The organism is Limnobacter sp. SAORIC-580 (assembly GCF_013004065.1).
GTDB lineage: Bacteria > Pseudomonadota > Gammaproteobacteria > Burkholderiales > Burkholderiaceae_B > Limnobacter > Limnobacter profundi.
On sequence record NZ_CP053084.1, the window covers coordinates 2,344,764 to 2,370,163 of the forward strand.

Below are 25,400 nucleotides of genomic sequence, written 5' to 3' on the forward strand. Positions count from 1 at the left end.
CGACCTCAACAACAAGCGAGTCTTTATGAAACGTTTCTTTCAAACCATCGCCCTGCTGGCAACAACATTGGCGCTGACAGCCTGCGGCTTTCAGTTGCGTGGCCAGTACAACTTCGACTTTGAAAAAATCGAGTTGCGCGGCATGGAGAATTCAGAAATGAACCGCAACATGGACTTGCAACTTCAAATTCTGAACCTGAAGGTAAACCCGCCTGAAGGTGCGCCCTTGAAGTTAAATTTGATCAGCGAAACGCGCGACCGCAGCATTGTCACCTTCAGTGCCACAGGCCGTGCGCGCGAGGTTCGAATTACCTATGAATTGTTGTATAGCGTGGTGGACAAAAACGGCGACTTCCTGATTGCCACCAGCCAACTGAGCCAAAGGCGCGAACTCACCTACACCGACGATCAAATTTTGGGCAAGGAAGCCGAGGAAAACCAGCTTTACACCGAAATGCAGCGCGACATCGCGCGCCAAATTACCGGGCGGCTAAGCGCCTTGCAATTGGGATCAAAAGGGCAAGCAGCAAAGTGAAACAGATTGCGCTTGACACTTGGTTAAACGATGGCGCAAACACCGCTTTGCCTCAACTGCTGTGCGTATTCACCGATGAACCGCTTTTTGCAACCCAAGCCGCCGACCTGTACCGCCAGCGACTGAAAAAACAAACCGATTACCAGCGCCAAATTGTGGAAGTAGATCGGCAATTTGACCCGCAAGAGTTTTTGTCGCTGTTTGCTGAAGCATCATTGTTTGGCGACGTTTCGCTGGTTGATTTGAGAATCAATCAACCCAAACTCGGCAAAGAAGCGGCAGAGGCCTTGGCCAAAGCAGCCCAGTGGATCGCTGCAGGTGATACCGGGCATTACCTGCTGGTCAACGCTCCGAAGCTAAACAAAACCCAGGAAAAAAGTGCTGGTTTTGCAGAATTGCTGACCAAAGGCACCGAGATTGCCTGCCGCCCAGTGGGCGCCGACACCCTACCCGGCTGGATAGCACAAGCCGCCAAACGCAAAGGCGTACAATTAAACCGTGAAACTTGTAGTTGGCTGGCCGAGAAAACCGAGGGTAACCTGCTGGTGGCGCATCAAACCATTGAAAAGCTGGCACTTGAACACCAAGGGGCCGTGGACATTGAACAGGTGCAAGGCATGGTTGCCAATTCGGCGCGTTTCAATGTGTTCGATTTGGGCGGCAGCCTGCTGGCCGGGGACGCCAGACGAATTACCCGAATGATGGAAGGCTTGGAAGCCGAAGGGGAGGCCCCCACTTTGGTACTTTGGGCCTTGCAAGAGGAAATTCGTGCCATTCGCGACACACAGCAGGCCATGCGGCGTGGAATGTCTTTGTCGGATGCCTGCCGACAAAATAGAATTTGGGGACAAAGGCAAAACCACATTGCGGCCGCCCTGAAACGCCACAACCCTGGCAGCCTTCAAAAACTGACCGCTTGGTGTTATGCCGCTGAAAAAACCATCAAAGGCATGAAACAGGGCAACCCCTGGACCCTCTTTGAGATTATCGGCCTGGGTGTGGCGGGCATAGAACCGCCCGAATTGTGGACCAGTTGAATCAATCGTACCGAACGATAGTACAGAGTAAGCAATATGAGCATTGAAGAACAAATTCTGGCCATTGGCAAAAAGGCCCGCGCAGCCGCTGTTTACATGGCCAAAGCCAACACGCACGCGAAAAACGCAGCATTGCTTGAAACAGCCAAGCTGATTCGCGCCAACAAGGCTGCGCTAACCCAGGCCAATCAAGCCGATATGGCACAAGCCCAAGCAAATGGCTTGGAGGCAGCATTGCTTGATCGCCTTGCATTAAGCGACAAGGCCATTGAAACCATGGCAGAAGGCCTGGAGCAAATTGCCCAACTGCCCGATCCAATTGGCGAGATGACCGATTTCAAAAACCGCCCGACTGGCATTCAAGTGGGCAAAATGCGTGTGCCCTTGGGCGTCATCGGTATTATTTATGAAAGCCGCCCGAACGTTACGGTAGACGCCGCTGGCCTTTGCATAAAATCGGGCAATGCCACCATTTTGCGTGGCGGCTCCGAGGCGTTCCGTTGCAACCAGGCCTTGGCTGCGATCGTTGCACAAGGTTTGGAGGCAGCAGGTTTGCCCGCTGATGCCGTTCAAGTGATCGACACCACGGACCGCGCAGCAGTGGGCACATTGATTACCATGACTGAATATGTTGATGTGATTGTGCCTCGAGGTGGCAAAGGCTTGATTGAGCGGATTTCCCGCGATGCGAAGGTGCCTGTGATCAAGCACCTGGATGGCATTTGCCATGTTTTCATTGATGAGTCTGCAAACCTTAGCCATGCGGCCAACATTGCCGAGAATGCGAAAACCCACCGGTATGGCACCTGCAACACCATGGAAACTTTGCTGGTTCACGCCCATGTGGCCAAGCCCGCCTTGGCGGAACTTGCGCAGCGTTACGCAGCCAAAGGCGTCGAACTTCGCGGCTGCAAACGAACCATGGCGCTGTTACCCAGTGTAAAAGCGGCCACCGAGGAAGACTGGAGCACTGAATACCTCGCACCAATTTTGTCAATCAAAGTGGTCGACAGTCTTGACGAGGCCATCGCCCACATCAACCAATACGGGTCGCACCACACCGACTGCATCGTGACGGAAAACCACAGTCACGCCATGCGCTTTATTCGGGAAGTGGATTCCGCCTCTGTGATGGTCAATGCATCAACCCGTTTTGCTGACGGATTTGAATATGGCTTGGGTGCCGAAATCGGCATTTCCACCGATAAAATTCATGCGCGTGGCCCGGTCGGCCTTGAGGGCCTGACGAGCCAAAAGTACGTGGTGTTTGGCCACGGCGAAACAAGAAACTGATTGATTCAAAACCAACTGGAGCAGTACATGGACGGTTACCTGTGGGTGAAAGCCTTTCACATTTTGTTTGTCGCTTCCTGGTTTGCGGGTTTGTTTTACCTGCCCAGAATTTTTGTAAACCTGGCCATGGAAACGGAGCCAGCCGCCACAGCGCGCTTGCTGCAAATGGCGAAAAAACTTTACAAATTCATGACCCTTCTGGCCATTCCAGCCTTGTTGCTGGGTTTTGCGCTGGTGGGGGTATACCAAATTGGTGTTGGTGGGCAAAGTGGTTGGCTACATGCAAAAATTTTCGTTGTTTTCGCCATTGCCGGTTACCACTACAGCTGCGGTCGCATTCTGCGCAAATTTGAAGCAGGCCAAAACACACGCAGTCACACATACTTCCGGTGGTTCAATGAGGTGCCCGTGGTACTCATGACCATCGCCATCATCCTGGTGGTAGTCAAACCTTTCTAATTTTTTAAAAGTAATTCATGCCCTATTCAAGCCCCAATCATTCCAAGCCGAATAACGCCGGCAAACCCGCCGGTCAGCAACACAACTCGACCAAGCAGAGTGTGTTCAACTGTTTTGCAAGCTGCCCGCGTGGCCTGGAAGAAATTCTGGTGGCTGAACTGGAAACCATGGGTGCTCAAAAAACCCGTGCAGTAACCGGTGGCTGTACATTCGAAGCCAGCTGGCGCCAAGCCACCCGCATGACCTACTGGACCCGTTTTGCAGGCCGCATTGGGCTTGAATTGGCGAGGGGAGAATGCAGCAATGAAGAACAGTTCTACAATATCGCCAAGTCGGTTGACTGGTACAACTGGTTCAAGCTGTCTAACACTTTCCGGGTTGACCTGAATAATCTGGGAGCCGACATTCAAAGCGTTCGCTTCACACAGCTGCGCCTGAAAGACGCCGTATGCGATTCATTCCTTGAGCGTTTCGACGAACGCCCGAACGTCAGTGTTGAAGCACCGGATGTACGGATTTTCGCAGCCATCAGTCCTACTGAAGCCATGGTGTACATTGACCTGGCTGGTGAAAACCTGTTTAAGCGGGGTTGGCGCGAAGAAGCGGGTGTGGCGCCACTGAAAGAGAACCTGGCTGCTGGCCTGTGGCACATTGCACGCCACAGCGAAGCAGGCAAAAATGCCGATGTGTTTCTCGACCCATTTTGCGGCAGCGGTACGCTGGTCATCGAATCACTTTCGCAGCTGTGTGATCGTGCCCCAGGCCTGGAGCGCCCTTTCGCTTTTGAGAACCTGAAACCTTTCACCCGAGAATGGGGCAAAGAACTTCAAGAGGATGCCAACCGGCGGTTCAATGCCGGCCTGGACAAGGCGCTGACCACACCCTACTTCCAATGGTATGCCAGCGACATCACGGAACTGTTGATCGACATTGCCCAAGAGAATTTGGCACGTGCCGGTTTTGAAGAGTTGCTAGACGCTGGTATCGTGCAATTTGCGCAACGCGATGCGCTCACTGTTGAACCACCCACACCCGCAGGCATCGTGTTCAGCAACCCCCCCTATGGTGAACGTGTACGCGCCAAGGGTGCAGATGTACCTGAAGACGAAGCCTACGAACGATTGTTCAAAGCCTACGGTGACCATCTAAAAATGAATTTTTCAGGCTGGACGGCCTTTTTGTTTTCAGGCGACCTAGAAATCAAGAAAACCTTGGGATTAAGCCCCAAACGTAAACGCCCATTGTTTAACGGACCGATTGAATGTCGGCTGTTTGAAATTCCGCTGACCCGCGGTGTGTATCGACCGAGGGCCAACGGTGAACTTGCTGCCAATCCAATCACGGAACAACCCCAAGCCGGCAACAGCACAGAAGACTGAATAAAGCTGAAATTACTCTGCCAACAACTTGGCGATATCCGCTTTTAAATCTGCAGGCTTGGTGGTGGGGGCGTAACGGTCATACACCTCACCATTTTTGCGAACCAAAAACTTGGTGAAATTCCACTTGATGGCCTCGGTGCCCAAAATGCCCTTGGCTTGCGAAGTCAGGTATTTGAACAATGGATGGGCATCGCTGCCTTTTACATCCACCTTCTCTGCCATCAAAAAATCAACGCCGTAATTCTTCTGGCAAAAGCTGGCAATTACCTCTTCAGTACCCGGTTCTTGGCCCCCGAACTGATTGCAGGGAAAACCGATAATCACCAAGCCCTTCTGGCCCAATTCTTTGTGCAGTTCCTGCAAACCTTCGTACTGCGGCGTGAAACCACACTTGCTGGCCGTGTTCACAATCAACAGAACCTTGCCTTGAAAATCCGCGAGGCTCAGCGGCTTACCGTCGAGGGTTTTGCTTGAAAACTCGTACACATTGCTTGCCATGGGAATTGCCTCTCAAGGGTTTGTTGAAAAGCAAGTTTACCTGCAAACCCAAATTGCTCAAGGCTGGTTCGAGCCCGAAATCACACTCATCGCCACTTCTCGAGTAATCCTTCCAGTCATCAAAAGCCGTTGCACCGCCTGCTCCATGGTCTGCATGCCATGCTGCGAACCCGTTTGAATGGACGACAACATTTGCGCCACCTTGCCTTCACGAATCAAATTTCGAATCGGCGGCGTGGCCATCATGATTTCATGCGCAGCAACTCGCCCGCCCCCCTGCTTTTTCAGCAGGGTTTGACAAATTACGGCACGCAGCGATTCCGACAACATGGCGCGCACCATGCTTTTGTCAGCCGATGGGAATGCATCAATAATACGGTCAATGGTTTTGGGTGCAGAGGAAGTGTGCAAGGTGGCAAAAACCAGGTGCCCGGTTTCAGCTGCAGTCAAGGCCAGTTGAATGGTTTCAAGATCACGCATTTCGCCAACCAGAATTACATCTGGGTCCTCTCGCAGGGCAGAACGCAAAGCTGCACCAAATGAATGGGTGTGCTCACCCAACTCGCGTTGGTTAATCACACAGTTCATCGGTGTGTGCGTAAATTCAATCGGGTCCTCAATGGTCAGAATATGCGCCTTCTGGTTGCGGTTTACATCATCCACCATCGCTGCCAAGGTGGTACTTTTGCCCGAGCCGGTGGGACCGGTAACCAGTACCAGACCATTGGGTTCACGCGCAATTTGACGGAACACGGCGGGTGCCTCCAGTTCCTCCAGCGTTTTTACTCGGCTGGGCACCACCCGAAATGCCGCCGATGCACCCCTGCTCTGCATGAATGCATTCACACGAAAACGCGACAAACCATCCACTGAAAAACTGTAATCACATTCATGCGACTGTTCCCAGCCTTGCCATTGCGCTTCTGTCATCGACCCCTGAATCAGTCGATAAATCTCACGGTGTCCCAACACAGATTCACTCAGTTTGCGCATTTCACCGTTTACACGGATCATCGGTGGCATGTCTGCCGACAAATGCAAATCCGATGCATGCTCTTCAACAGCCCAGGTTAACAACTCGGTTAGTGTCATGTGGCTATAATCTCCCTTTAAGCATTGAATTGATGCACCATGAGCCGAGCCACACAATTGGCTGAAATTCAAAACCGAATCACAGCCGCATGCCACAAAGCGGGTCGACCGGGTTCAGCGGTCAAGCTGCTAGCGGTCAGTAAAACTTTTCCCTTGAGCGATATCCTTGAGTTTTACAGCTGCGGGCAAACAGCCTTTGGTGAAAATTACCTGCAGGAAGCGCTGGACAAAATCACCCAGCTGGCTGATCACCCCAATGCGCAAACAATGAATGCCAACCTTGAATGGCATTTCATCGGGCCCATACAAAGCAATAAAACCAAACCAATTGCAGAAAACTTCTCCTGGGTGCACAGCGTTGACCGCTTGAAAATTGCGCAACGCTTGTCAGATCAACGCCCAGAAAACCTCCCACCCTTGAATGTGCTGGTACAAATCAATACCTCGGGCGAAGACAGCAAATCCGGCCTCAGTCCAGCGCTCGCGATTGACTTGTGCCATCAAATTCATGGCATGAAAAACATGGCGTTGCGCGGCCTCATGACCATTCCCAGCAACACAGACAACACCGATCAATTGAAATCTGAATTTTTAGAATGTAAGTCGGTTTTCGATTCGCTCAATTCAAACGGCCTGAGCCTGGACACGCTTTCAATGGGCATGTCCGCAGACCTGGAGTTGGCGATTGAATGCGGCTCAAGCTGCGTGCGCGTGGGTTCAGCCCTGTTTGGTGCACGCGACTATTCAAAATAAACACACGGAATCACTATGCAGAACACTCTATTCATTGGCGGCGGCAACATGGCATTTGCCATTCTTGGCGGATTGATTGGCAGTGGCATACCTGCCAGCACATTTCATGTGATTGATCCCAGCCCGGAAGCAGCCTCAAAAATGTCCACTTTGAATATTCAGTGCACCACCGATTGGCCGAGCAACTTCACCCCGGCAATCGTGGTGCTCGCCGTAAAACCTCAATTGATGCAAAGCGTACTGAACAGCCAGGCAGCCCATTTGAAACAGGTGTTGATGGTCAGCATTGCCGCGGGTGTCAGCGTGGCTCAAATACGGGACTGGAGCCAGCAGAACGATGCACGCGTGGTGCGCTGCATGCCCAACACCCCCGCCTTGGTCTCGCAGGGTATCTCAGGCCTGTTTTTCACCGCGAATTGTTCTGCAGAAGATCGCAGTATTGCCCAGCAAATTTTCAGTAGCTGTGGTGAAGTTCTGGTGCTGAACCAAGAAGATGAAATCAACGCGGTAACAGCCATTTCAGGCAGTGGTCCTGGCTATGTTTTTTTCATGATGGAAGCCTTGGCCATGGCCGCGAAAAACCTGGGATTCAACGAGGCACAAGCCAACTTACTGGTGAGCCAAACTTTTTTGGGCGCCGCCACACTGGCCAGGCAGTCCAATGATTCGTTTGCTACCCTGCGGGAGAAAGTCACGAGCAAAGGAGGCACCACCTTTGCCGGTCTTGAACAGTTGCGCGCGCGTGGCGTGCAGGAAGCCATCGTTAGCGCAGCCAAATCCGCATGTGAACGTGCCGTCGAACTACAAAAGGGTGTCAGCTAAGTCAACACCAAACCACGCGCTGGCCGCGCTTAAAGAAACTCCAGTACCAAACCTGCAAACAATGCTGCGCCCAACCAGTTGTTGTGTAGAAATGCCTTGAAGCACAGCGCACGGTCGCGATTGCGGATCAGCATGAAGTGGTACACAGCAATACCCACAGCGCACACCCAACCTAACCAAAAAGCTGGGCCAAAGCCCAGTGAACTGGCCACCCACGCCCAAATCAAAAGGCTGGCTGCATAACACACCACAATGCCCGCTACATCATATCGGCCCAGGGTAATTGCAGCGGTTTTAATATTGAGTTTCAAATCATCGGGCTTGTCGACCAAGGCGTATTCTGTGTCGTAAGCCACCGTCCAAAATACATTGGCTACAAAGACAAGCCAAGCGTGCAGGGGCACACTGCCCTGCACCGCGACAAATGCCATTGGAATCGAAAAACCAAAGGCAATGCCAAGGTAGGCTTGAGGCATGGGAAAAAAGCGTTTGGTAAACGGGTAGCTGCCCGCCAAAAAAGCGGCGGGAATGCTCATCAAAATGACAGACCAACCGAGAGGTAAAGTAATCAGCAAAGCCAAAACAGCCAAGCCAGCGGCCAGCGAGAGGGCCTCTTTTTCACCAATCCGGCCACTGGTCAAAGGCCTGTTGCGGGTTCGCTCCACATGCAGATCAATATCGCGATCTGCATAATCGTTAATCGCACAACCCGCGGATCGCATTAACACCACGCCAGCGATAAATATCAGCAGCACATGCCAGGGTGGCGTGCCTTCGGCCGCCATCCACAAGCCCCACAACGTGGGCCACATCAACAGCAAAATCCCGATGGGCTTATCCAAACGCAGAAGCAAGTAATAGTCTCGCAGGCGCGCCTTACTCAGAACAACCATCGATTAACGCACCATTTGAGGTGCATCCAGAAACTCAACACCATTCAGGTCGCATTCCATGATTGCATCGCGCAAAGCCTCTAAGGCCTCACGCCGCCCAAAACTTTTTCGCCACACCAGCGCAACCGTGCGGCGCGTGTCGTCGTCGGCCAGCGGAATATAAGTCAACAAACTTTCCTTGGGAACGGGGTTAGGCACAGAACTTGAGGGCAACACGGTAATCCCCACACCCGAGGCAACCATGTGGCGAATCGTCTCTAGTGAACTTCCCTCGAAAGTACGTTGAATGCCTTCTGACGATTGCGAGAATCGGGACAGTTCCGGGCACACACCCAACACCTGGTCCCTGAAACAGTGCCCAGTGCCGAGCAACAGCATGTTCTCGGTGCGAAGGTCATCGGACTTGATCGCTTTTTCGTTGGCCCAACGGTGAGACTTCGGCAAAGCCACCATGAAGGGCTCATCATACAAAGGCTGAATCACAAAACCCGATTCATTGATCGGCAAGGCCAACACCGCCACATCGATTTCGCCCTGTTTCAACAACTCAAGCAGGCGCACCGTGAAATTTTCTTGCAACACCAGCGGCATGGAAGGCACACGCTGAATCATGCTGGAAACCAGGCCTGGCAACAAATAGGGGCCAATCGTGTAAATGACACCGACCCGAAGCGGGCCTGCCAACGGGTCCATCCCCTGCTGTGCAATGCTCTTGATGGCAGAAGCCTCTTCAAGCACACGCTGCGCCTGAACCACAATGCGCTCACCCACTGGTGTCAACGACACCTCGTTGGAACCCCTTTCAAACAGGGACACACTCAGTTCTTCTTCCAGTTTTTTGATGGCCACAGACAAGGTGGGCTGGCTGACAAAACAGGCGTCCGCGGCGCGGCCGAAATGCTTTTCGCGGGCCAAAGCGACTATGTACTTGAGTTCGGTGAGGGTCATTTAATTTTGCTATCAAAACTGCGAGTGTAATTATTATTGCAAACACGGCCCTATCAAGCAACAGATCTTTTGTTGTAAACCCTAAAGCCGCATGGGCAAAATCACCATTTGCTGGCCTGCATTGTGCAAACGGCGTTGAAGTTCCAACGCAGCCTGGTTGTGCAAAAAGCGGGTCAGAATATTTTCATTTTCAAATACGAGTTTGCTGGTGAAGAAAATTGCGTTGGGGTGATTATCGGCCACTACTTTCGCCAAGTTCGTCAACTCTTCAACCGCATCCGTTCCAAACGAAAGGTAGCTCTTGGCGCGCAAGCCATGGCTGCGGCAAAAATTAACAAAGTAATTCAAAGAAACTGACGCATCCACACGCATGGCCTCCAGCGCCTCTCGTCCTCCGTAAGCCTTGGAATCAACAGTGCGAGCATTCATGAACACAAAATTCTGAAAGTGGTTGGGAAACATGCGCTGCACCCAAAGCAAAGCATGCAAGCCACCCCCGCGGCTATTGCCCACAATGAATACCGCCGTGTTGCCATCAGGAATCAACTCGGGTGGCGAATGTGCCGAGCCATATTGCGCCATGGCAAACACCTCATCTATCTTCGCGATTTTTTCCTTGGTGTCCCGGTAGTGGTTGCGCACCCACAAGCACACCAACACCACCACCGTGGTGATCAGCATGGTGATCCATCCACCCTGAAAAAACTGGGTAATGATGGTGCCCAACAAAATGGATGCGGAAACAGCAAAGCCGAGCGAGGCCGACAAAATGCCTTTGATGAAACGTTTCTCATGGCGATTTTTAAGCCAGTAAACGCACAGCCCCAACATGGACAGGCTGAATACAATAAACACATTGATGGAAAACAGCACCACCAACAAGTCCACATTCGCATCGCTCAGGTAAATAGCCACCAAGGCCAAACCACCCATCAGCATGATGCCGTTCTTGGTCACAAAACGGTTGGACAAATAACGAAACTGGTGGGGCAACCAGGAATCAATCGCCATGGTCGACAACACCCGCGGCCCCACCGCAAATGCCACATGGGCAGCCAGCAACAGCACTGCCGTTTCAAGGCCCAGCATCACCAGCAAACCCAAAATAACGTACGGCCAGTCCCAGCCAAGGTCGGTGAATACCCTTTCAAACAGCACGCCATTCAAAGCCATGGTGGGTTCAAGGTTCACGTCCCACAGTGAATACAAGGCTGCAAGACTTGCGGCAGCAAAGGCCAGGGCACAGGCGACATAGGCCAGCATTTTTCTGCGGTTCTCGCTGCTTTGCCGGTAGCGGCTTAACTGCACCGTATCGGAGGCGGCCTCAATACCGGTGTATGTGCCACCACCCAGAAAAAATCCGCGTGCAAAAATTGCCAACACCGGCAACCATCCCAAGGTACTTAAATCGGACTCGGTGGTTTCAATGCTGCGTTTTACAACCCCGCCAATGTCCTGAAAGTGATCCGAGAAACCCACCAGAATAAAAACCAGATGAGTTAACAGAAAAGCCACAAACAGGTACTTGAAAGGTTTCAGGTTCAAGTGCCGCCCCTGAATGTGGAAATTCATCAAGGCAAGCATCAAGGCCATTGAAACCCACACGCGGTACTCGTAAAAATACGGCGGCAAAAAGCTGAACATCAAGTGGGTTGATGCGCTGATGCCCAAGGCCACCATCAACACATAGTCCACCAAGAGTGCTGCACCCGCAATCAAACCCACTTTTGGGCCAAGCAAATTGGTGGCCATGGCATAGCCGCCACCGCCTTTCGGGAAAAGCTCGGTGACACGGAAATAGGTGAGAGAAACGAGGAGAATGGACAGGGCTGTCAACAAGCCCAAAAACAACAGCAAATGGCGCGATTCGCCCAGTGCCTTGAATGACTCTTCAGGGCCGAAAGCCACTGACGCCAGACCACAGGCCCCTACTGCAACCCACGCGTATTTCTCGGAGAAAATATCATCGCGTTCATCCGCGGCAAGGGACGTTGACGTCGAGCGTGGCACAGCAGATTGTTGACCAAGCGTGGCGTTGGCCTTGCCTGACTTCGGGGGTTGACTCATGCGTACATTGCAGCGCAACAAACAAGTCGAGTATGGTATACCGTCCCCATGAGCAACACAATGCACCTCTCGGCGTTATCATGGCAACTGAGCGAATTTAGATCCATTTACCCAAACATTAACTGCACTCAAAATGACACAAGCTACAGTTGTTTCCACCTCCAAAGCCCCCGCCGCAATCGGCCCGTACAGCCAAGCCATCAAGCTCGGTAACCTCGTATTCACCTCGGGCCAAATTGGCCTGAACCCCGCCACCGGCGACTTGGTCGGCCCCGGCACCGAAGAGCAGGCACGCCAGGCATTCAGCAACTTGAAAGCAGTGGCCGAAGAGGCAGGCGGCAGCCTGGCCAACGTGGTGAAATTCACCTTGTTTCTGACCGACCTCAGTGAATTCGCCCAAGTCAACGCCATCATGCAAGAGTACGTATCTGCCCCATTCCCCGCCCGGTCTACGGTGGGGGTGGCCAGCCTGCCCAAGGGTGCACGTTTTGAAGTTGAAGCCATTTTGGCCCTGTAACAGCCTACTCAAGTCAAACACTTGACCGCAGCAGCCCCCCAACAACCAACCTGCTTCGAGGAGCTGCTGCCGCTGCCCGTGTCTGTTGCAGACGCGGTGGGCAGCCTGCTGACAGCCCCGCACTGGATGGGACTGGCCTTGCACCTGCCACTTCGTTTTGAAGACAAGGCCTCGATCACGGCCATGGACTCACTTCGGCTTGGGCAAAAGGTGAACTTGCTGGCCACTGTGGTTGGCACTGAAGTGCAATACCACCCACGCAAACAACTGCGGGTTTGGGTTGAAGACGGCGACACCAGCTTGCTATTGCGTTGGCTTCATTTCTACCCCGGGCTGCAGCAAAAACTCAGCGAAGGCACCCGAATTCAAATCAGCGGTCAAATCCGGCAAGGCTACGGCACATTCGAGATGGTGCACCCCACCGTGAAAATTGCCCCGCCCGGATCCCTTGACCAAACACTCAATCCAAAAATCCAGCCAACAAGCGCCAACGCTGTTTTGGAACCGGTTTACCCCAGTACCGGGCAATTGAAACAAAGCGACTGGCACCGCTGGATGAAAAAGCTGCCGGCAGCTTGTTTCATCGATACCTTGCCCACCAAGCTGTGCAAAAAATACAAGTTGCTATCTTGGTCAACTGCCCTGCAAACCTTGCATGGCCAGGCCAAACCCGAAGAACTCTATGACCTGAATTTGCGCACCCATCCTGCCTGGACACGTGTGAAGGTAGATGAACTTCTGGCCCAACAACTGTTGCTTCGTGAATACCGCCAACAGCGCACCCAGGAAAAAGCAAGTCCGCTGAAAGCCTTGAAAACCTCAAAAACCAGCTTGGTCCGGCAGTTCATGGCCCAACTGCCTTTCAAACTGACAGGCGCTCAGGAACGAGCCTGCCAGGAAATTTTCGAAGACCTCGCCAACCCCTATCCCATGCAACGTTTGCTTCAGGGCGACGTGGGAAGTGGCAAAACACTGGTGGCTGCGTTGGCCTGTTTGCGAGCCATCGAGAACGGAAAACAGGCTGCGATTCTGGCCCCTACCGAAGTGTTGGCAGCACAGCATCACCACAAGCTAACGCCATTGTTTGAAGCGGTGGGCGTGCGCTGCGCGAAACTTCAGGGTGCCATGAAAAAAAGCGAAAAAGACCGCACCCTGAGTGCACTTGCTACGGGAGAAATCGACGTCGTCATTGGCACACATGCCCTGGTTCAAGACCATGTCGAGTTCCATGCACTGGCACTGGTTGTAGTCGATGAACAGCACCGCTTTGGCGTGGCCCAACGCCTGTCGCTCATTGCCAAGGCAAGTAATGGGCACTTGGCCCACCAACTCATGATGAGTGCAACACCCATTCCACGGACACTGGCGCAAACCTATTTATCCGACCTTGCGGTGTCCAACCTCGATGAAAAACCACCCGGCAGAAAACCCATCATCACCAAACTTTTTTCCCAGAAAAAACGGGAGCAACTCATTTCAGCCATTGAAGGTGAAATTGACAAAGGCCAGCAAGTGTATTGGGTGTGCCCACTGATCGAAGAAAGCGAAACACTCGACTTACAGGCGGCACAAGCCACCTACACCGACCTGTGCGAACAACTTCCCACCAGGCGAATTGGTCTGCTACACGGCAAACAAGACGCCAAACTGAAGCAAGCCACCATGGCTGCATTTGCAGCAGGTGAACTTGATTTGCTGGTGTCCACTACAGTGATTGAAGTGGGTGTAGATGTGGGCAATGCCAGCCTGATGGTGATCGACCAAGCTGAACGTTTTGGCTTGGCACAGCTTCACCAACTGCGTGGACGCGTGGGGCGAGGCAGCGTGCAAAGTGTGTGCGTGCTGCTCTATGGCGGGCCTTTATCAAACACCTCCAAGTTGCGCTTGAAAGCCATGCACGAAAGCGACGATGGATTTTATCTGGCTGAAAAAGACCTTGAAATTCGAGGCCCTGGCGAGTTACTGGGCAAGAGGCAATCGGGTTTGCCGATGATGCGCTACGCCGACCCATTGACCGACAAAGACTTGCTGGAATTGGCGAGAACCTTGGCTCAACAAATGCCAGCAGATGCAGAGAACACACGCCGACACATACAACGGTGGATTGAAGAAACACCTTGGTGGTTGAGTTAAAAATCAGCTAAACATGCGTGGGTAGGCGTGTAGAAAACAAAAAGCCAGTTCTTTGTGAACTGGCTTTTTGTTTTACCTGGCTATGTTTTAGCCAGGGTATGCCACCAAGGCGAGTGACAATCAAATGCTTATTCAACAGATTGCTTGTTCACACGGTTGGGCAACTTTTCCTTGATACGTGCGGACTTGCCTGAACGATCACGCAGGTAGTACAGCTTGGCGCGACGAACATCACCGCGACGCTTCACTTCAATCTTTTCGATGGAAGGTGAATAAAGCTGGAATGTACGCTCTACGCCTTCGCCAGATGAAATCTTGCGAACGATAAAAGACGAATTCAAACCACGGTTACGACGGGCGATGACCACACCTTCGTAAGCCTGCAGGCGTGAACGTGTGCCTTCGATGACGCGAACACTCACGATTACGGTATCGCCGGGGGCGAACTCGGGAATTTCTTTAGCCAAGCGAGCAATTTCTTCTTGCTCAAGTTGTTGAATCAAATTCATTGATAGCTCCAGGTCATCATTCACGGGCTTTTTTGACTCAATGAATTGAGTATGCACCGCCAGAGGATGAAAAAATTAAAAGGTGTCTGCCTGTAAATTGAATACGAGCAATCCACCAACCTAAACCTTCTTGCCAGCCTTGCCTGTTTGATTGTTTGAATCAGAATCAGGGTTACCCAGCAATTCAGGTCGAAAGCGTTCTGTGTAAACTTTCGCTTGCTCAAAACGCCAACTCTCTATTTTGGCATGATTTCCAGACAAAAGCACGTCCGGAACTGCTTTATTTTCAAAAACTTCCGGGCGAGTGTAGTGCGGGCAATCCAGTAAACCCGCCTCAAATGAATCTTGGGTGGCCGACAAGGCATGGTTCAACACATCGGGCAGCAAACGTACCCAAGCGTCAACAAAGCAGGCCACAGCCAGCTCACCACCGGAAAGTACAAAGTCACCCAAACAGTAAGTTTGTTCAACATACTCGTCGATAAAGCGTTGGTCCACGCCCTCGTAACGGCCGCACAGTAAAATTGCGCCCGCACCTTGGTCGCTGAAAGCCCGAATGTTTTCCTGTTTCAACAACGGACCATGCGGTGTTAAAAAAACCAAAGGTGCACTGTCACCGCGCGCTTCGCGAATCGCCTTGACGCAACGCACCAAGGGCTCCGCCAGCATCACCATGCCCGGGCCACCGCCGTATGGCCTGTCGTCAATGGTGCGATGGGGGTCATCTGTGAAATCGCGGGGATTCCAGCAGTTCAGTTCAAACAACTGCTTTTTCAAGGCCCTGCCCACCACACCCAACTCAACCAAACTCGGAAACTGGTCAGGAAAAAGGGTGATCACATCAAAGCGAGGGCCCGGCATCAATAATCTTCCTGCCAATCGGCTTGAATCTGTTTGGCCTGCGTGTCCACATTCACAATATAAGCGGCAACAAATGGAATCAGCATGTCCTGCTCAGCATCACCCTTGACAGACAAAATGGGGTGAGCCCCATGGTCAACAACCTGAGTGACTGTGCCCAACACATTACCTTCCAGATTGCTTACCTGGCATCCGACCAAATCGACCCAGTAGTATTCACCTTCAGCGGGTGCGGGAAAGCGTGCGCGAGATACATAAACCCGACGCCCCTTGAACTGGGCAGCCAGTTCGGGCTGCTCTATACCCTCAAGGTGCGCAACAATTCGACTGGAGTGCGGCTTGCTTTGCAAAACACGAAACGACTCAAATACCAGGTCTTCGAATTTCGGCTGTGCTGTGCGACGCACAGCCGCGCCTTCAGAAGCTGGCAAACGTGAAACCCACCATTGCTTGCTTTTCAACAAGACATCCGGCTCTTCAGATGAAGGCAACACATTGACCCAGCCCTTCAGACCGTAGGGTTCACCAATTCGCCCCAGTTCTACCAAATCGTCGGGTACATTCATGCTCGGTGTCCAAAAATGGGCAAACCACAAAACCAAAAGCAAAAGTCCGCGAACGTAGCATCCACGGACTTTGTGTAACAACCTGCTTTTCGACCTGCGTTTGTTCCAAAATTAACCGGATCAAACTCGCCGGTGTTAAAGCTTGCAGGATTTAGCAGCTTGATTAAGCTGCTTGCTTGGCGTTGTATTCACCAACCAGGCGTTCTACTGTAGAAGAGCATTGTGCACCAACGCTTTTCCAGTAGGTCAGGCGATCCATGGCAATGCGCAGGCCTTCAGAGCCGGCAGGGGCTACCGGGTTGTAAAAACCAATGCGCTCGATGAAACGGCCATCGCGACGGTTGCGTGAATCAGCAGCCACCAGGCTATAAAATGGGCGCTTTTTAGAACCACCACGTGCGAGTCGAATGACGACCATAATTTCCTCTATTAAATTAGTGCCTGCAGCACAAACCTTGGCCACTGCAAACGAATGAATCATTGGGATTTCGACACACGAAATCCGATAACCCGCTATTATAGCCAGCGTAATCCAATCTAACAAGCAGTGTTTTAAAAAATGAATGCATCACCTCAAGAACCCTTCAAATCCAAGCTTTTGTTCTGCTGGCTTGCCCTGCTGACAGGTGCCATCGGCGGTCACTGGATCTATGCTGGCAAAAAACGTTTTTGGTTCTACATGCTGACATTCCCGCTGTCAGCGTTTGCCGGCTGGATAGACACCATGCGCTACGGCCTGATGAAAGACGAACAATTCAATGCATTGCTGAACCCGGAATACCCCGTGGACACACGACAAACCACGGGAGCAGTGGTGGTTTCCGTGGCTTTGTCACTGGCTTTTGGAATGACCGCGCTAATGGCCACCTTGGCCATGGTGTTCCAATGGTATTTCAGCGGCGTAGTAAGCTGAATTGCGAGTTGAGCACTTAAGCAAAGCCACCTGAACAAGCCACGCAAAAAAAAGCCCGCTTTAAAAAGCGGGCTTAACAGGGCTTGAGGAGACAGAGACACTTGCTTGGTCGCAAGGCTCGCCCCTAAGGGGAGTATGCGATTCCACAAGCAGTTGGCCTACCCTTAAAACGTGGGGGAACCCCAACGGTTTACAGGCGACTCGGTTCAAGAGGCCGAATCAACCAACATTAATAAGTGTCAAAGCCACCACTTTAGTTTCATGGTTTCAGGTATTTTTTAATCAACCGGCCCACATAACGCGCCACGCCTTCCTCTACGCTGTAAAAACTGCCGGTGTAACCCGCTGCGCGCAAGTTGCTCAAATCAGCTTGGGTATAGCTTTGGTACTTGCCTTTGAGCGCATCCGGAAACTCGATGTACTCAATAAAGCCACCCTTCACCGCCTCTTGTAAGCTCAGGGCAGCACTGCCCTGACTTTCACGAAGTGTATTCAAGGTAGTCAGGGCCACATCGTTGAATGTTTGGGCACGCCCTGTACCCAGGTTATACACACCGGAAGGTGCGTTACTGGCCTGCTCGAAGAAATACATGTTCACCTTGACTACGTCTTCAATCGAGACAAAATCTCGCTGCTGGCAGCCAGCCTCATAACCACCGTATGGGCCGAATAACTTGACTGAACCGCCCTCGCGAAACTGGTTGAAGTTGTGAAACGCCACTGAAGCCATACGCCCTTTGTGTTGCTCGCGATCGCCGTACACATTGAAGTATCGAAAGCCGAATACTGGTGCCTTCAGACCAGTTTTCATTTGCCGACGCAACACCTGGTCGAACAAAAACTTGGAGTAGCCATACACGTTAAGCGGTTTTTCAACCTCACGGTTCTCGACGAATTCGGTGCTGCCACCATAAACTGCCGCCGATGAAGCATAGAGAAATGGAGTACCCGTACGCTGCGCCCACTCAAACAAGGTTTGGGTGTAGCGAAAATTGTTGGCCATCATGTAGTTGCCGTTGTGCTCCATGGTGTCGGAGCAGGCACCTTCATGAAAAATCGCATCGAACTTGCCAAACTCGCCACGCTCAATGCGCGCGAGAAAATCGGCTTTGTCCAGGTAATCGGAAATTTCACAATCCACCAGGTTCAAAAACTTGTCACCTTTGGTCAAGTTGTCTACGGCCAACACATCGGCAACACCGCGCTCGTTCAGCGCCTTCACCAAATTGCTGCCGATTAAACCAGCGGCACCGGTCACAATCACTTTCATCATCAAATCCTTTAATTTAGCTCTTCCGGCAATATCACCGCTGTGCCCAATTTACCAACGACCACACCACCGGCCTTGTTGGCCAAGGCCACACTGTCCGGCAAGCTCATTCCTGAACCCACCGCACATGCCAGAGTGGCGATCACCGTGTCACCAGCGCCCGACACATCAAACACTTCACGGGCCTGCGCGGGCACATGAAAACTCCCGTCAGCTGTAAACAGCGTCATGCCTTCTTCGGAGCGAGTCAGCAACAAGGCACCCAAACTCAGGCGCTCACGCAGGGTTTGCGCTTTTTCAATCAACTGGGCCTCAGTTTTCCAGCTTCCCATAACCTGTTTGAATTCAGACCTGTTCGGCGTAAGAACCGAGGCACCAGCATACTTGCCGTAATCATCCCCCTTGGGATCCACCAAGGTAGTTTTGCCCGCCTTTTTGCACAAGGCAATCATTTCCGCCACATGCTCCAGGCTGCCCTTGCCGTAGTCAGAAAACAGCACCACATCGTGATTGGCGTATTCTTGCTCAAACAACTCCATTTTGGTGGTCAGTTGCTCGGGCGAAGGCCGCTCTTCAAAATCGATTCGAACCAACTGTTGCTGCCGGGCAATGACACGCAACTTCACCGTGGTGGGGAAATTCGGGTCTTTCAGCAAACGGGAACGTACACCACTTTTCTCGAGCAAGGCCTCGACCGTGTGGCCTGGTTCGTCGTTACCCACCACGCCCATCAGGCAAAGCTGTGCACCTAGAGAACTGGCATTGATTGCCACATTGGCTGCACCACCCAAGCGTTCATCTTTGGTACCCACCAGCACCACAGGCACGGGAGCCTCAGGGGAAATACGCTCTACATCCCCAAACCAATAGCGGTCCAGCATGACATCGCCGACCACCAGAATTTTTGCGTCTTTGAATTGGGACCTGTCGACCATTGTTCAGCCTGTTTTAATGGGTGTGAGCTGGGGTATGTGCTGCCTTCTTGGCAGACACAGGATAAAAATCAAGTTCTTCTGCACGACGCGGCACAATTGAATCCCAATTGGCACAGCCAGGGCATTGCCAGTAAAACTTCTTGGCCTGAAAGCCGCAAGACTGGCAACGGTAGCGCTCAAGGCGCTGCGTATGTTTGGAAATCAACTCACGTGTCAGACGCAGGTCTTGCATGCGGTCATCATCAAGCTTGCCTCGCAACTGGTGCTCCAGCAACTTGTCCAGGCCCAGCAGGCTGGGGCGGGCACGCACCTGTTCACGCAACAATTCGAATGCTGCGAACGGCCCTTTGGTTTCCTCAACAGCCTGCGCCAATACAAGCAGCAAATCAATTGAAGGGTACATGGTGCAATATTCCAGCAATGCTGCAATGCCCTCTTCCTCACGCTCAAGCTTCTTGAATGCAGCCCACATATTTGGCCCGACCAAGGGCAAATACCAGGGGTTCTGCCGCTCGGCAGCGCGCCACTGACCAATGGCTTCCTCAAACTGGTTTTGGGTGAAATAGATATCACCCAGCAACAGAGAGGCGCGCACATTTTGTGCATCAGTCAGCAAAGCATTTTGCAACTCGGCCTTGGCTTTGGGTAAATCTCCCGCATCGATAAACTGGGCTGCCAGTTCGCAATAAAAATGCGCGATATCGCCAGCAGGTACGTCCGCGCCATATTCACGAAGCTTGTGAGCTTGGGCAATGGCCTTATCCCACGCTTTTTCCAGTTCATACAGTTCAAGCAACTGGCGCGAGGCCTCGGCTTTCATGTCCGAGCCCGACAAACTGTGGAAAGCCTGCTCGGCACGGTCCAAAATACCTGCCCGCAAGAAATCAACACCCAACTCATAGGTGGCTTTTTCCCGGTCTGCAGGTGTAATTTGTTCACGCGTAGTCAAAAACTGGTGCACCCGAATTGCCCGATCAATTTCGCCTTTCTTTCGAAACAGATTGGCCAGCGCAAAATGCAACTCAACGGTGTGCGTGTCGATTGCCGCCACTTCCAGAAAAGCGTCAATCGCCTTGTCAGGCTGCTCGCTGAGCAAGAAATTAACGCCTTTGAAATAAGAGGCAGGCAATTGGCCACGCACTGATGCATCAGAACGTTTTTCGAGTCGGGCAGCCATCCATCCCAAGCTGAATATCAGCGGGATGAGTACCAACCACCAGGTTTCAAATTCCATGGCTTGGGCCTATTGGCAAAGCCGGCATGGGTTCTTCGACAATAACCGGCGTATTGCCTTGTGCTTTGAGTTGATTCAACTCACGCTCAAGACGTTCCGCATTTTTCGTGGCCACAGAGGCTGCACGCTTGGCCTTCAACCAGGAGGGCAACAAAGAGATCCATGCGAATACAGCGCCCAACAGCAAGGCAAGTAGCAAGGCCACCACCAGTTGAACCTGAATTTCTAACCCAGGCAACCATTTGACGGTCACTAAATCCGTGTTTCGAATGGAAAATGTGAGAACAACAAGGAAGAGTGCAAGTCGCACAACCCAGGCAAGTATTTTCAAGGTGGTCCCCTGTTTGTAGTTGGATCAACGCCGATTCATTCATCGGCGTGATGACTCAGGCTTCACCGAAGAACGATCGAATTAACTCTCTTTCTTGGAGTATAAATCAACTCGCTCACGTAGCTCTTTGCCGGGCTTAAAGTGGGGCACACGCTTTTCAGGCACAACCACCTGTTCACCAGATTTTGGATTGCGACCCACGCGCTGAGGGCGACGGGTCAGTGAGAAACTGCCGAACCCACGAATCTCAATGCGCTGACCTTCGGCCAAAGCTTGAGTCATGGAATCGAGAATGCTTTTGACAGCGAAATCCGTGTCGCGCACAGGCAACTTGGGGAATCGCTTGACCAGCTGATTGATGAGTTCTGATTTTGTCATTGTTCTTGAAATAAAAAGGCGCTTCCCGAATGGGAAGCGCCACTTCTACGGACTGATTACTGGTTGTTACCCAGTTTTGCTTTCAACAACGCGCCCAAGCTGGTTGTACCAGCAGAGCCTGCGCTTTCTTCAGCAATTTTCTTCATGGCTTCATCGGTGTCAACCTGGTCTTTGGCCTTGATGGACAAAGCGATTGAACGGGCCTTGCGGTCCACATTAATTACCATGGCTGTTACAGCATCGCCTTCCTTGTATGCATTGCGAGCGTCTTCAACACGATCGTTGGAGATTTCGGAAGCACGCAGGTAACCTTCGATGTCGTCGCCCAAATCAACCACAACACCTTTGGCATCCACAGATTTAACCGTGCCGTTTACCATGCTGCCGCGGTCATTGGACGATGCAAATACGGTGAAGGGATCGCCAGACAACTGCTTGATACCCAAGCTGATGCGCTCGCGTTCTGTGTCGATGGCCAGTACCAAGGCTTCAACTTCGTCACCTTTCTTGAAACGACGCACGGCTTCTTCACCGGTTTCGTTCCATGACAGGTCGGACAGATGCACCAAACCATCGATACCACCAGGCAAGCCGATGAACACGCCAAAGTCAGTGATTGACTTGATCGCGCCGGATACTTTGTCGCCTTTCTTGAAGCTGGTAGAGAACTCTTCCCAAGGGTTGGCCGCACATTGCTTCATGCCCAGGCTGATACGACGACGCTCTTCGTCGATTTCCAGAACCATGACTTCTACTTCGTCGCCCAAGGTAACCACTTTCTTGGGGTCTACGTTCTTGTTGGTCCAGTCCATTTCAGACACGTGTACCAAACCTTCGATGCCTTGCTCAACTTCAACAAACGCGCCGTAGTCGGTGATATTGGTAACCTTTCCGAACAAGCGTGTGTCAGCTGGGTAGCGACGTGACAAACCGACCCATGGGTCTTCGCCAAGCTGCTTCACGCCCAAGGACACGCGGTTCTTTTCCTGGTCGAACTTCAACACTTTTGCTTCGATTTCTTCGCCAACTGTCAGCACTTCGGACGGGTGACGTACACGACGCCATGCCAGGTCGGTGATGTGCAACAGGCCGTCGATACCGCCCAGATCCACGAACGCGCCGTAGTCGGTGATGTTCTTGACAATGCCCTTGACCACAGAACCTTCCTGCAGGTTGGACAGCAGCTTTTCGCGCTCTTCACCCATGGTGGCTTCAACCACTGCACGGCGTGACAACACAACGTTGTTGCGCTTGCGATCGAGCTTGATGACCTTGAATTCGAGGGTTTTGCCTTCGAATGGAGTGGTGTCTTTCACGGGGCGCACATCTACCAGTGAACCTGGCAGGAAAGCACGGATGCTGTTGACCATCACGGTCAGGCCGCCCTTCACCTTGCCGGTGATGGTACCTGTAACCAGTTCGCCTGATTCCAGGGCTTGTTCCAGGCTCAGCCATGCGGACAGACGCTTGGCCTTGTCGCGAGACAGCAATGTTTCGCCGTAGCCGTTTTCCAGGGCTTCGATGGCCACGGAAATGAAGTCACCATCATTGACTTCGATGTTGCCGTGGTCGTCTTTGAATTCTTCGAGGGGGATGTAGCTTTCGGATTTCAGCCCGGCGTTCACAACAACGTAGTTGTAATCAACACGAACAACTTCGGCTGTGATCACTTCACCTGCGCGCATTTCTTTGCGGTTCAGGCTTTCTTCAAACATAGCTGCAAAGCTATCTGGGGCTTGGGTAATTTCAGTTGTGGTCATAAATTTGAGATTTAACACGCCACTGCGGGAAGCAAGGCGGAGTTCAAAAACGTGATTCTCGGGATTGAAAACCACGGCGTTCTCTTCTAAAAAACCATCGTCGAAGCTCGGCGAGGTTCATTAAATGAGGGATAGGAGTGTACCAAGAAAGCCTTTGCTGATCAAGCGTTTAAATGCGTTCTTGCGCCCAATTCAAAATGGTTGAGACCACCTGATCAATCGGCATGTTGGAACAATCCAACACCAAGGCATCCTCACAGGGCCTTAGAGGGGCCACAGCACGCTCTGAGTCTCGCTTGTCGCGAGCCATCAGATCGCTATAAATTGCCTGAAAGTCGGCCTTCTGACCCCGCCCTTCAATTTGCCTGACTCGACGTTCAGCCCGCACCTGTGCACTGGCTGTTAAAAACACCTTCAGGAAAGAGTCAGGGAAAACAACAGACCCCATGTCGCGTCCATCGGCCACGAGGCCCGGGGCTTGGCGAAAATCACGTTGGCGCTGCAACAAACCGGCCCGAACCTCCGGCACCACCGCCAGGCGTGAGGCCATGACTCCAGCATCCTCTGTACGAATAGACTCGGAGACATCCACACCGCCAAGCAATATCCGATCATCTCGAAATTGCACCGGCAAATTGGCTGCCATGGGAATAATCCGTAGCAAGTCGACGGGCAGATCGGGATTCAAAGCAGCCCGTTCCACGGCTACAGCCAACACCCGGTAAATTGCCCCACTATCCAGATAATGGTAGCCAAGCCTTCCTGCCACCAAAGCTGCAACGGTCCCCTTGCCCGACGCTGTAGGACCGTCGATCGCGATTACCGGACAGTTGGGAATACTCATAAGCCCTAACCCTTGCGAACGGATTGAACCTGCATACCCAGGGAATTGGCCAAAGCAACAAATCCGGGGAAAGAGGTATCGACTGTTTGTGCGCCGTGAATGACCATGGTGCCTTGTGCACGAATGGCTGCAACGCTAAACGACATCGCAATTCGATGATCGCCCTGTGACTCAATGTTGGTGGCCTTGTAGCGCAAACCGTCGACATGACCCAAGCCCTGAATAATCATGCCGTCCTCGGTGGGCTCGGCATCAATGCCGCACTTTTGAAGGCCGTGTGCCATCACAGCGATGCGATCAGACTCCTTCACGCGCAACTCTTCGGCACCAGTTAATACAGTACGCCCGGTGGCATTGGCCGCGGCAACAAACAACACCGGAAATTCATCAATCGCCAATGGCACCAGATGCTCGGGGATCTCAATTCCTTTCAAAGATGTGCTGCGAATACGCACATCGGCCACGGGCTCACCCCCCACCTCAGCATGGTTGCTCAACTCAATACTGGCACCCATAAGCTTCAGGATATCGATCACACCAGTGCGGGTCGGATTCAAACCGACGTGCTTCAGGGTAATGTCCGCTTGCGGCGCGATCGACGCGGCCACCATGAAAAATGCAGCCGACGAAATATCGGATGGCACATCGATTTTGGTGGCTTTCAGTGTTTGCCCACCTTTCACACTGGCCCGTGAGCCTTCGGTGGTCACTTCAACACCAAATCCACGCAACATTCGCTCGGTGTGGTCACGGGTTACGGCAGGCTCGGTTACGGTGGTAGTGCCTTCCGCATACAAACCTGCGAGAAGAACGCAAGACTTCACCTGTGCCGAGGCCATGGGCAACACATAATCAATCGCCTTCAAAGTAGTGCGACCATGAATATGCAGAGGCGGACGCCCTCCTTCTTGCGCCTCTATTCGCGCACCCATCAGCACCAACGGGTCGATTACTCGTTTCATGGGGCGCTTGCCCAGGCTTGAATCCCCGGTCAGCACGCAATCAAAATCCTGGCCAGCCAACAGTCCTGACATCAAGCGCATGGAGGTACCTGAGTTGCCACAGTCGAGTACCTGGCGCGGTGCTTTCAAGCCATGCATGCCCACACCATGCACCTTCACCCTGCCTTTGTCCGGACCTTCAATGTTGACGCCCAAAGCACGAAAAGCGTTCATGGTCGCGAGTGCATCTTCGCCCTCTAGAAAACCTTCAACTTCGGTGGTGCCTTCAGCAATCGACCCCATCATGATTGAACGATGGGAAATTGATTTGTCGCCGGGCACGCGGGCGGATCCCGACATGCTTTGGGTGCTGCTGGCGTGAAATTCGATCAAATTCAGATCTGACATAACAAAGTATCCGTTGAATAA

General features: G+C 52.4%; 27 protein-coding genes. 10 read left to right on the forward strand and 17 right to left on the reverse strand.

All coding sequences use genetic code 11. From position 1 onward, the window contains the following. The first annotated feature begins 25 nt into the window (after window positions 1-25). From HKT17_RS10980 to HKT17_RS11000, 5 genes are read left to right on the forward strand one after another with little or no spacing between them, the layout of a single operon-like run. Window positions 26-535: an LPS-assembly lipoprotein LptE gene (locus HKT17_RS10980; RefSeq protein WP_105029627.1), complete on the forward strand. Its 510-nt coding sequence runs from the start codon at window positions 26-28 to the stop codon at window positions 533-535. Further along, window positions 532-1,572, forward strand: coding sequence for a DNA polymerase III subunit delta (holA, locus tag HKT17_RS10985; protein WP_171100074.1), 1,041 nt, complete (start codon window positions 532-534; stop codon window positions 1,570-1,572). The genes HKT17_RS10980 and holA overlap by 4 nt, the downstream gene beginning before the upstream one ends. 36 nt (window positions 1,573-1,608) lie before the next feature. Next, window positions 1,609-2,865 carry a glutamate-5-semialdehyde dehydrogenase gene (locus HKT17_RS10990; RefSeq protein WP_171100076.1) on the forward strand — a complete coding sequence of 419 codons (1,257 nt, stop codon included), beginning with the start codon at window positions 1,609-1,611 and terminating at the stop codon, window positions 2,863-2,865. A gap of 27 nt (window positions 2,866-2,892) precedes the next feature. Beyond that, on the forward strand, window positions 2,893-3,324 hold the full coding sequence (locus HKT17_RS10995; protein ID WP_171101494.1) for a CopD family protein: 432 nt from the start codon (window positions 2,893-2,895) through the stop codon (window positions 3,322-3,324). 17 nt (window positions 3,325-3,341) lie between these two features. Continuing rightward, complete coding sequence (locus tag HKT17_RS11000) at window positions 3,342-4,703, forward strand: THUMP domain-containing class I SAM-dependent RNA methyltransferase (protein ID WP_171100077.1); 1,362 nt, start codon at window positions 3,342-3,344, stop codon at window positions 4,701-4,703. Window positions 4,704-4,715: 12 nt separating this feature from the next. Here the strand turns inward: HKT17_RS11000 and HKT17_RS11005 are convergent, their stop codons facing one another. Continuing rightward, complete coding sequence (locus HKT17_RS11005) at window positions 4,716-5,204, reverse strand: glutathione peroxidase (protein WP_105029632.1); 489 nt, start codon at window positions 5,202-5,204, stop codon at window positions 4,716-4,718. Between the two features lie 57 nt (window positions 5,205-5,261). Continuing rightward, complete coding sequence (locus HKT17_RS11010; protein ID WP_105029633.1) at window positions 5,262-6,296, reverse strand: type IV pilus twitching motility protein PilT; 1,035 nt, start codon at window positions 6,294-6,296, stop codon at window positions 5,262-5,264. Window positions 6,297-6,335: 39 nt separating this feature from the next. Between HKT17_RS11010 and HKT17_RS11015 the strand changes: the two genes are divergently transcribed. Continuing rightward, complete coding sequence (locus HKT17_RS11015) at window positions 6,336-7,049, forward strand: YggS family pyridoxal phosphate-dependent enzyme (protein ID WP_171100080.1); 714 nt, start codon at window positions 6,336-6,338, stop codon at window positions 7,047-7,049. 15 nt (window positions 7,050-7,064) lie between these two features. Further along, complete coding sequence (gene proC, locus HKT17_RS11020; protein ID WP_171100082.1) at window positions 7,065-7,871, forward strand: pyrroline-5-carboxylate reductase; 807 nt, start codon at window positions 7,065-7,067, stop codon at window positions 7,869-7,871. Between the two features lie 29 nt (window positions 7,872-7,900). Here proC and ubiA read toward each other — a convergent pair whose 3' ends face one another. The 3 genes from ubiA to HKT17_RS11035 all read right to left on the reverse strand — a co-directional run bounded on the left by ubiA (window position 7,901) and on the right by HKT17_RS11035 (window position 11,779). Then, window positions 7,901-8,764, reverse strand: a complete 864-nt coding sequence (ubiA, locus tag HKT17_RS11025) for a 4-hydroxybenzoate octaprenyltransferase (RefSeq protein ID WP_171100083.1) — start codon at window positions 8,762-8,764, stop codon at window positions 7,901-7,903. A 3-nt stretch (window positions 8,765-8,767) separates the two neighbouring features. Beyond that, entirely contained in the window at window positions 8,768-9,712 is a 945-nt protein-coding gene (locus HKT17_RS11030) for a LysR substrate-binding domain-containing protein (protein ID WP_171100085.1), read from the reverse strand. 81 nt (window positions 9,713-9,793) lie between these two features. After that, entirely contained in the window at window positions 9,794-11,779 is a 1,986-nt protein-coding gene (locus tag HKT17_RS11035) for an APC family permease (RefSeq protein ID WP_171100087.1), read from the reverse strand. Between the two features lie 133 nt (window positions 11,780-11,912). On the opposite strand from HKT17_RS11035, the gene HKT17_RS11040 reads away from it, so the two are divergent. Further along, window positions 11,913-12,296 carry a RidA family protein gene (locus HKT17_RS11040; protein WP_105029638.1) on the forward strand — a complete coding sequence of 128 codons (384 nt, stop codon included), beginning with the start codon at window positions 11,913-11,915 and terminating at the stop codon, window positions 12,294-12,296. A gap of 21 nt (window positions 12,297-12,317) precedes the next feature. Further along, window positions 12,318-14,429, forward strand: coding sequence for an ATP-dependent DNA helicase RecG (gene recG / locus HKT17_RS11045; RefSeq protein WP_205882423.1), 2,112 nt, complete (start codon window positions 12,318-12,320; stop codon window positions 14,427-14,429). Window positions 14,430-14,557: 128 nt separating this feature from the next. Here recG and rplS read toward each other — a convergent pair whose 3' ends face one another. The 4 genes from rplS to rpsP form a co-directional block, all read right to left on the reverse strand. Continuing rightward, window positions 14,558-14,938: a 50S ribosomal protein L19 gene (gene rplS, locus HKT17_RS11050; RefSeq protein WP_171100089.1), complete on the reverse strand. Its 381-nt coding sequence runs from the start codon at window positions 14,936-14,938 to the stop codon at window positions 14,558-14,560. A gap of 120 nt (window positions 14,939-15,058) precedes the next feature. Then, window positions 15,059-15,799, reverse strand: a complete 741-nt coding sequence (trmD, locus tag HKT17_RS11055; protein ID WP_171100092.1) for a tRNA (guanosine(37)-N1)-methyltransferase TrmD — start codon at window positions 15,797-15,799, stop codon at window positions 15,059-15,061. Further along, complete coding sequence (gene rimM / locus HKT17_RS11060) at window positions 15,799-16,365, reverse strand: ribosome maturation factor RimM (RefSeq protein ID WP_171100094.1); 567 nt, start codon at window positions 16,363-16,365, stop codon at window positions 15,799-15,801. The genes trmD and rimM overlap by 1 nt, the downstream gene beginning before the upstream one ends. Window positions 16,366-16,528: 163 nt before the next feature. Next, window positions 16,529-16,783 (reverse strand): 30S ribosomal protein S16, encoded by a 255-nt coding sequence (gene rpsP / locus HKT17_RS11065; RefSeq protein ID WP_105029926.1) that lies wholly within the window; start codon window positions 16,781-16,783, stop codon window positions 16,529-16,531. 141 nt (window positions 16,784-16,924) lie between these two features. On the opposite strand from rpsP, the gene HKT17_RS11070 reads away from it, so the two are divergent. After that, a complete protein-coding gene (locus HKT17_RS11070; protein WP_105029641.1) occupies window positions 16,925-17,278 on the forward strand; it encodes a TM2 domain-containing protein in 354 nt (117 codons plus the stop codon). A 259-nt stretch (window positions 17,279-17,537) separates the two neighbouring features. Here HKT17_RS11070 and rfaD read toward each other — a convergent pair whose 3' ends face one another. From rfaD to aroA, 8 genes are all read right to left on the reverse strand, one after another. Further along, the gene (rfaD, locus tag HKT17_RS11075) at window positions 17,538-18,548 is read right to left on the reverse strand and encodes an ADP-glyceromanno-heptose 6-epimerase (RefSeq protein WP_171101497.1); all 1,011 of its coding nucleotides are present in this window, start codon (window positions 18,546-18,548) and stop codon (window positions 17,538-17,540) included. Between the two features lie 11 nt (window positions 18,549-18,559). Then, window positions 18,560-19,483 carry a D-glycero-beta-D-manno-heptose-7-phosphate kinase gene (gene rfaE1 / locus HKT17_RS11080; protein ID WP_171100096.1) on the reverse strand — a complete coding sequence of 308 codons (924 nt, stop codon included), beginning with the start codon at window positions 19,481-19,483 and terminating at the stop codon, window positions 18,560-18,562. 13 nt (window positions 19,484-19,496) lie between these two features. Then, window positions 19,497-20,717 carry a lipopolysaccharide assembly protein LapB gene (gene lapB / locus HKT17_RS11085; RefSeq protein ID WP_105029644.1) on the reverse strand — a complete coding sequence of 407 codons (1,221 nt, stop codon included), beginning with the start codon at window positions 20,715-20,717 and terminating at the stop codon, window positions 19,497-19,499. Beyond that, on the reverse strand, window positions 20,707-20,970 hold the full coding sequence (locus HKT17_RS11090; protein ID WP_171100098.1) for a lipopolysaccharide assembly protein LapA domain-containing protein: 264 nt from the start codon (window positions 20,968-20,970) through the stop codon (window positions 20,707-20,709). The genes lapB and HKT17_RS11090 overlap by 11 nt, the downstream gene beginning before the upstream one ends. A gap of 159 nt (window positions 20,971-21,129) precedes the next feature. Next, window positions 21,130-21,438 carry an integration host factor subunit beta gene (locus tag HKT17_RS11095; RefSeq protein ID WP_255411449.1) on the reverse strand — a complete coding sequence of 103 codons (309 nt, stop codon included), beginning with the start codon at window positions 21,436-21,438 and terminating at the stop codon, window positions 21,130-21,132. 44 nt (window positions 21,439-21,482) lie between these two features. Continuing rightward, window positions 21,483-23,186, reverse strand: coding sequence for a 30S ribosomal protein S1 (gene rpsA / locus HKT17_RS11100; protein ID WP_105029927.1), 1,704 nt, complete (start codon window positions 23,184-23,186; stop codon window positions 21,483-21,485). Window positions 23,187-23,355: 169 nt separating this feature from the next. Further along, the gene (gene cmk, locus HKT17_RS11105; RefSeq protein WP_171100100.1) at window positions 23,356-24,030 is read right to left on the reverse strand and encodes a (d)CMP kinase; all 675 of its coding nucleotides are present in this window, start codon (window positions 24,028-24,030) and stop codon (window positions 23,356-23,358) included. A gap of 5 nt (window positions 24,031-24,035) precedes the next feature. After that, the gene (gene aroA, locus HKT17_RS11110) at window positions 24,036-25,379 is read right to left on the reverse strand and encodes a 3-phosphoshikimate 1-carboxyvinyltransferase (RefSeq protein WP_171100102.1); all 1,344 of its coding nucleotides are present in this window, start codon (window positions 25,377-25,379) and stop codon (window positions 24,036-24,038) included. Between the last annotated feature and the right edge of the window lie 21 nt (window positions 25,380-25,400).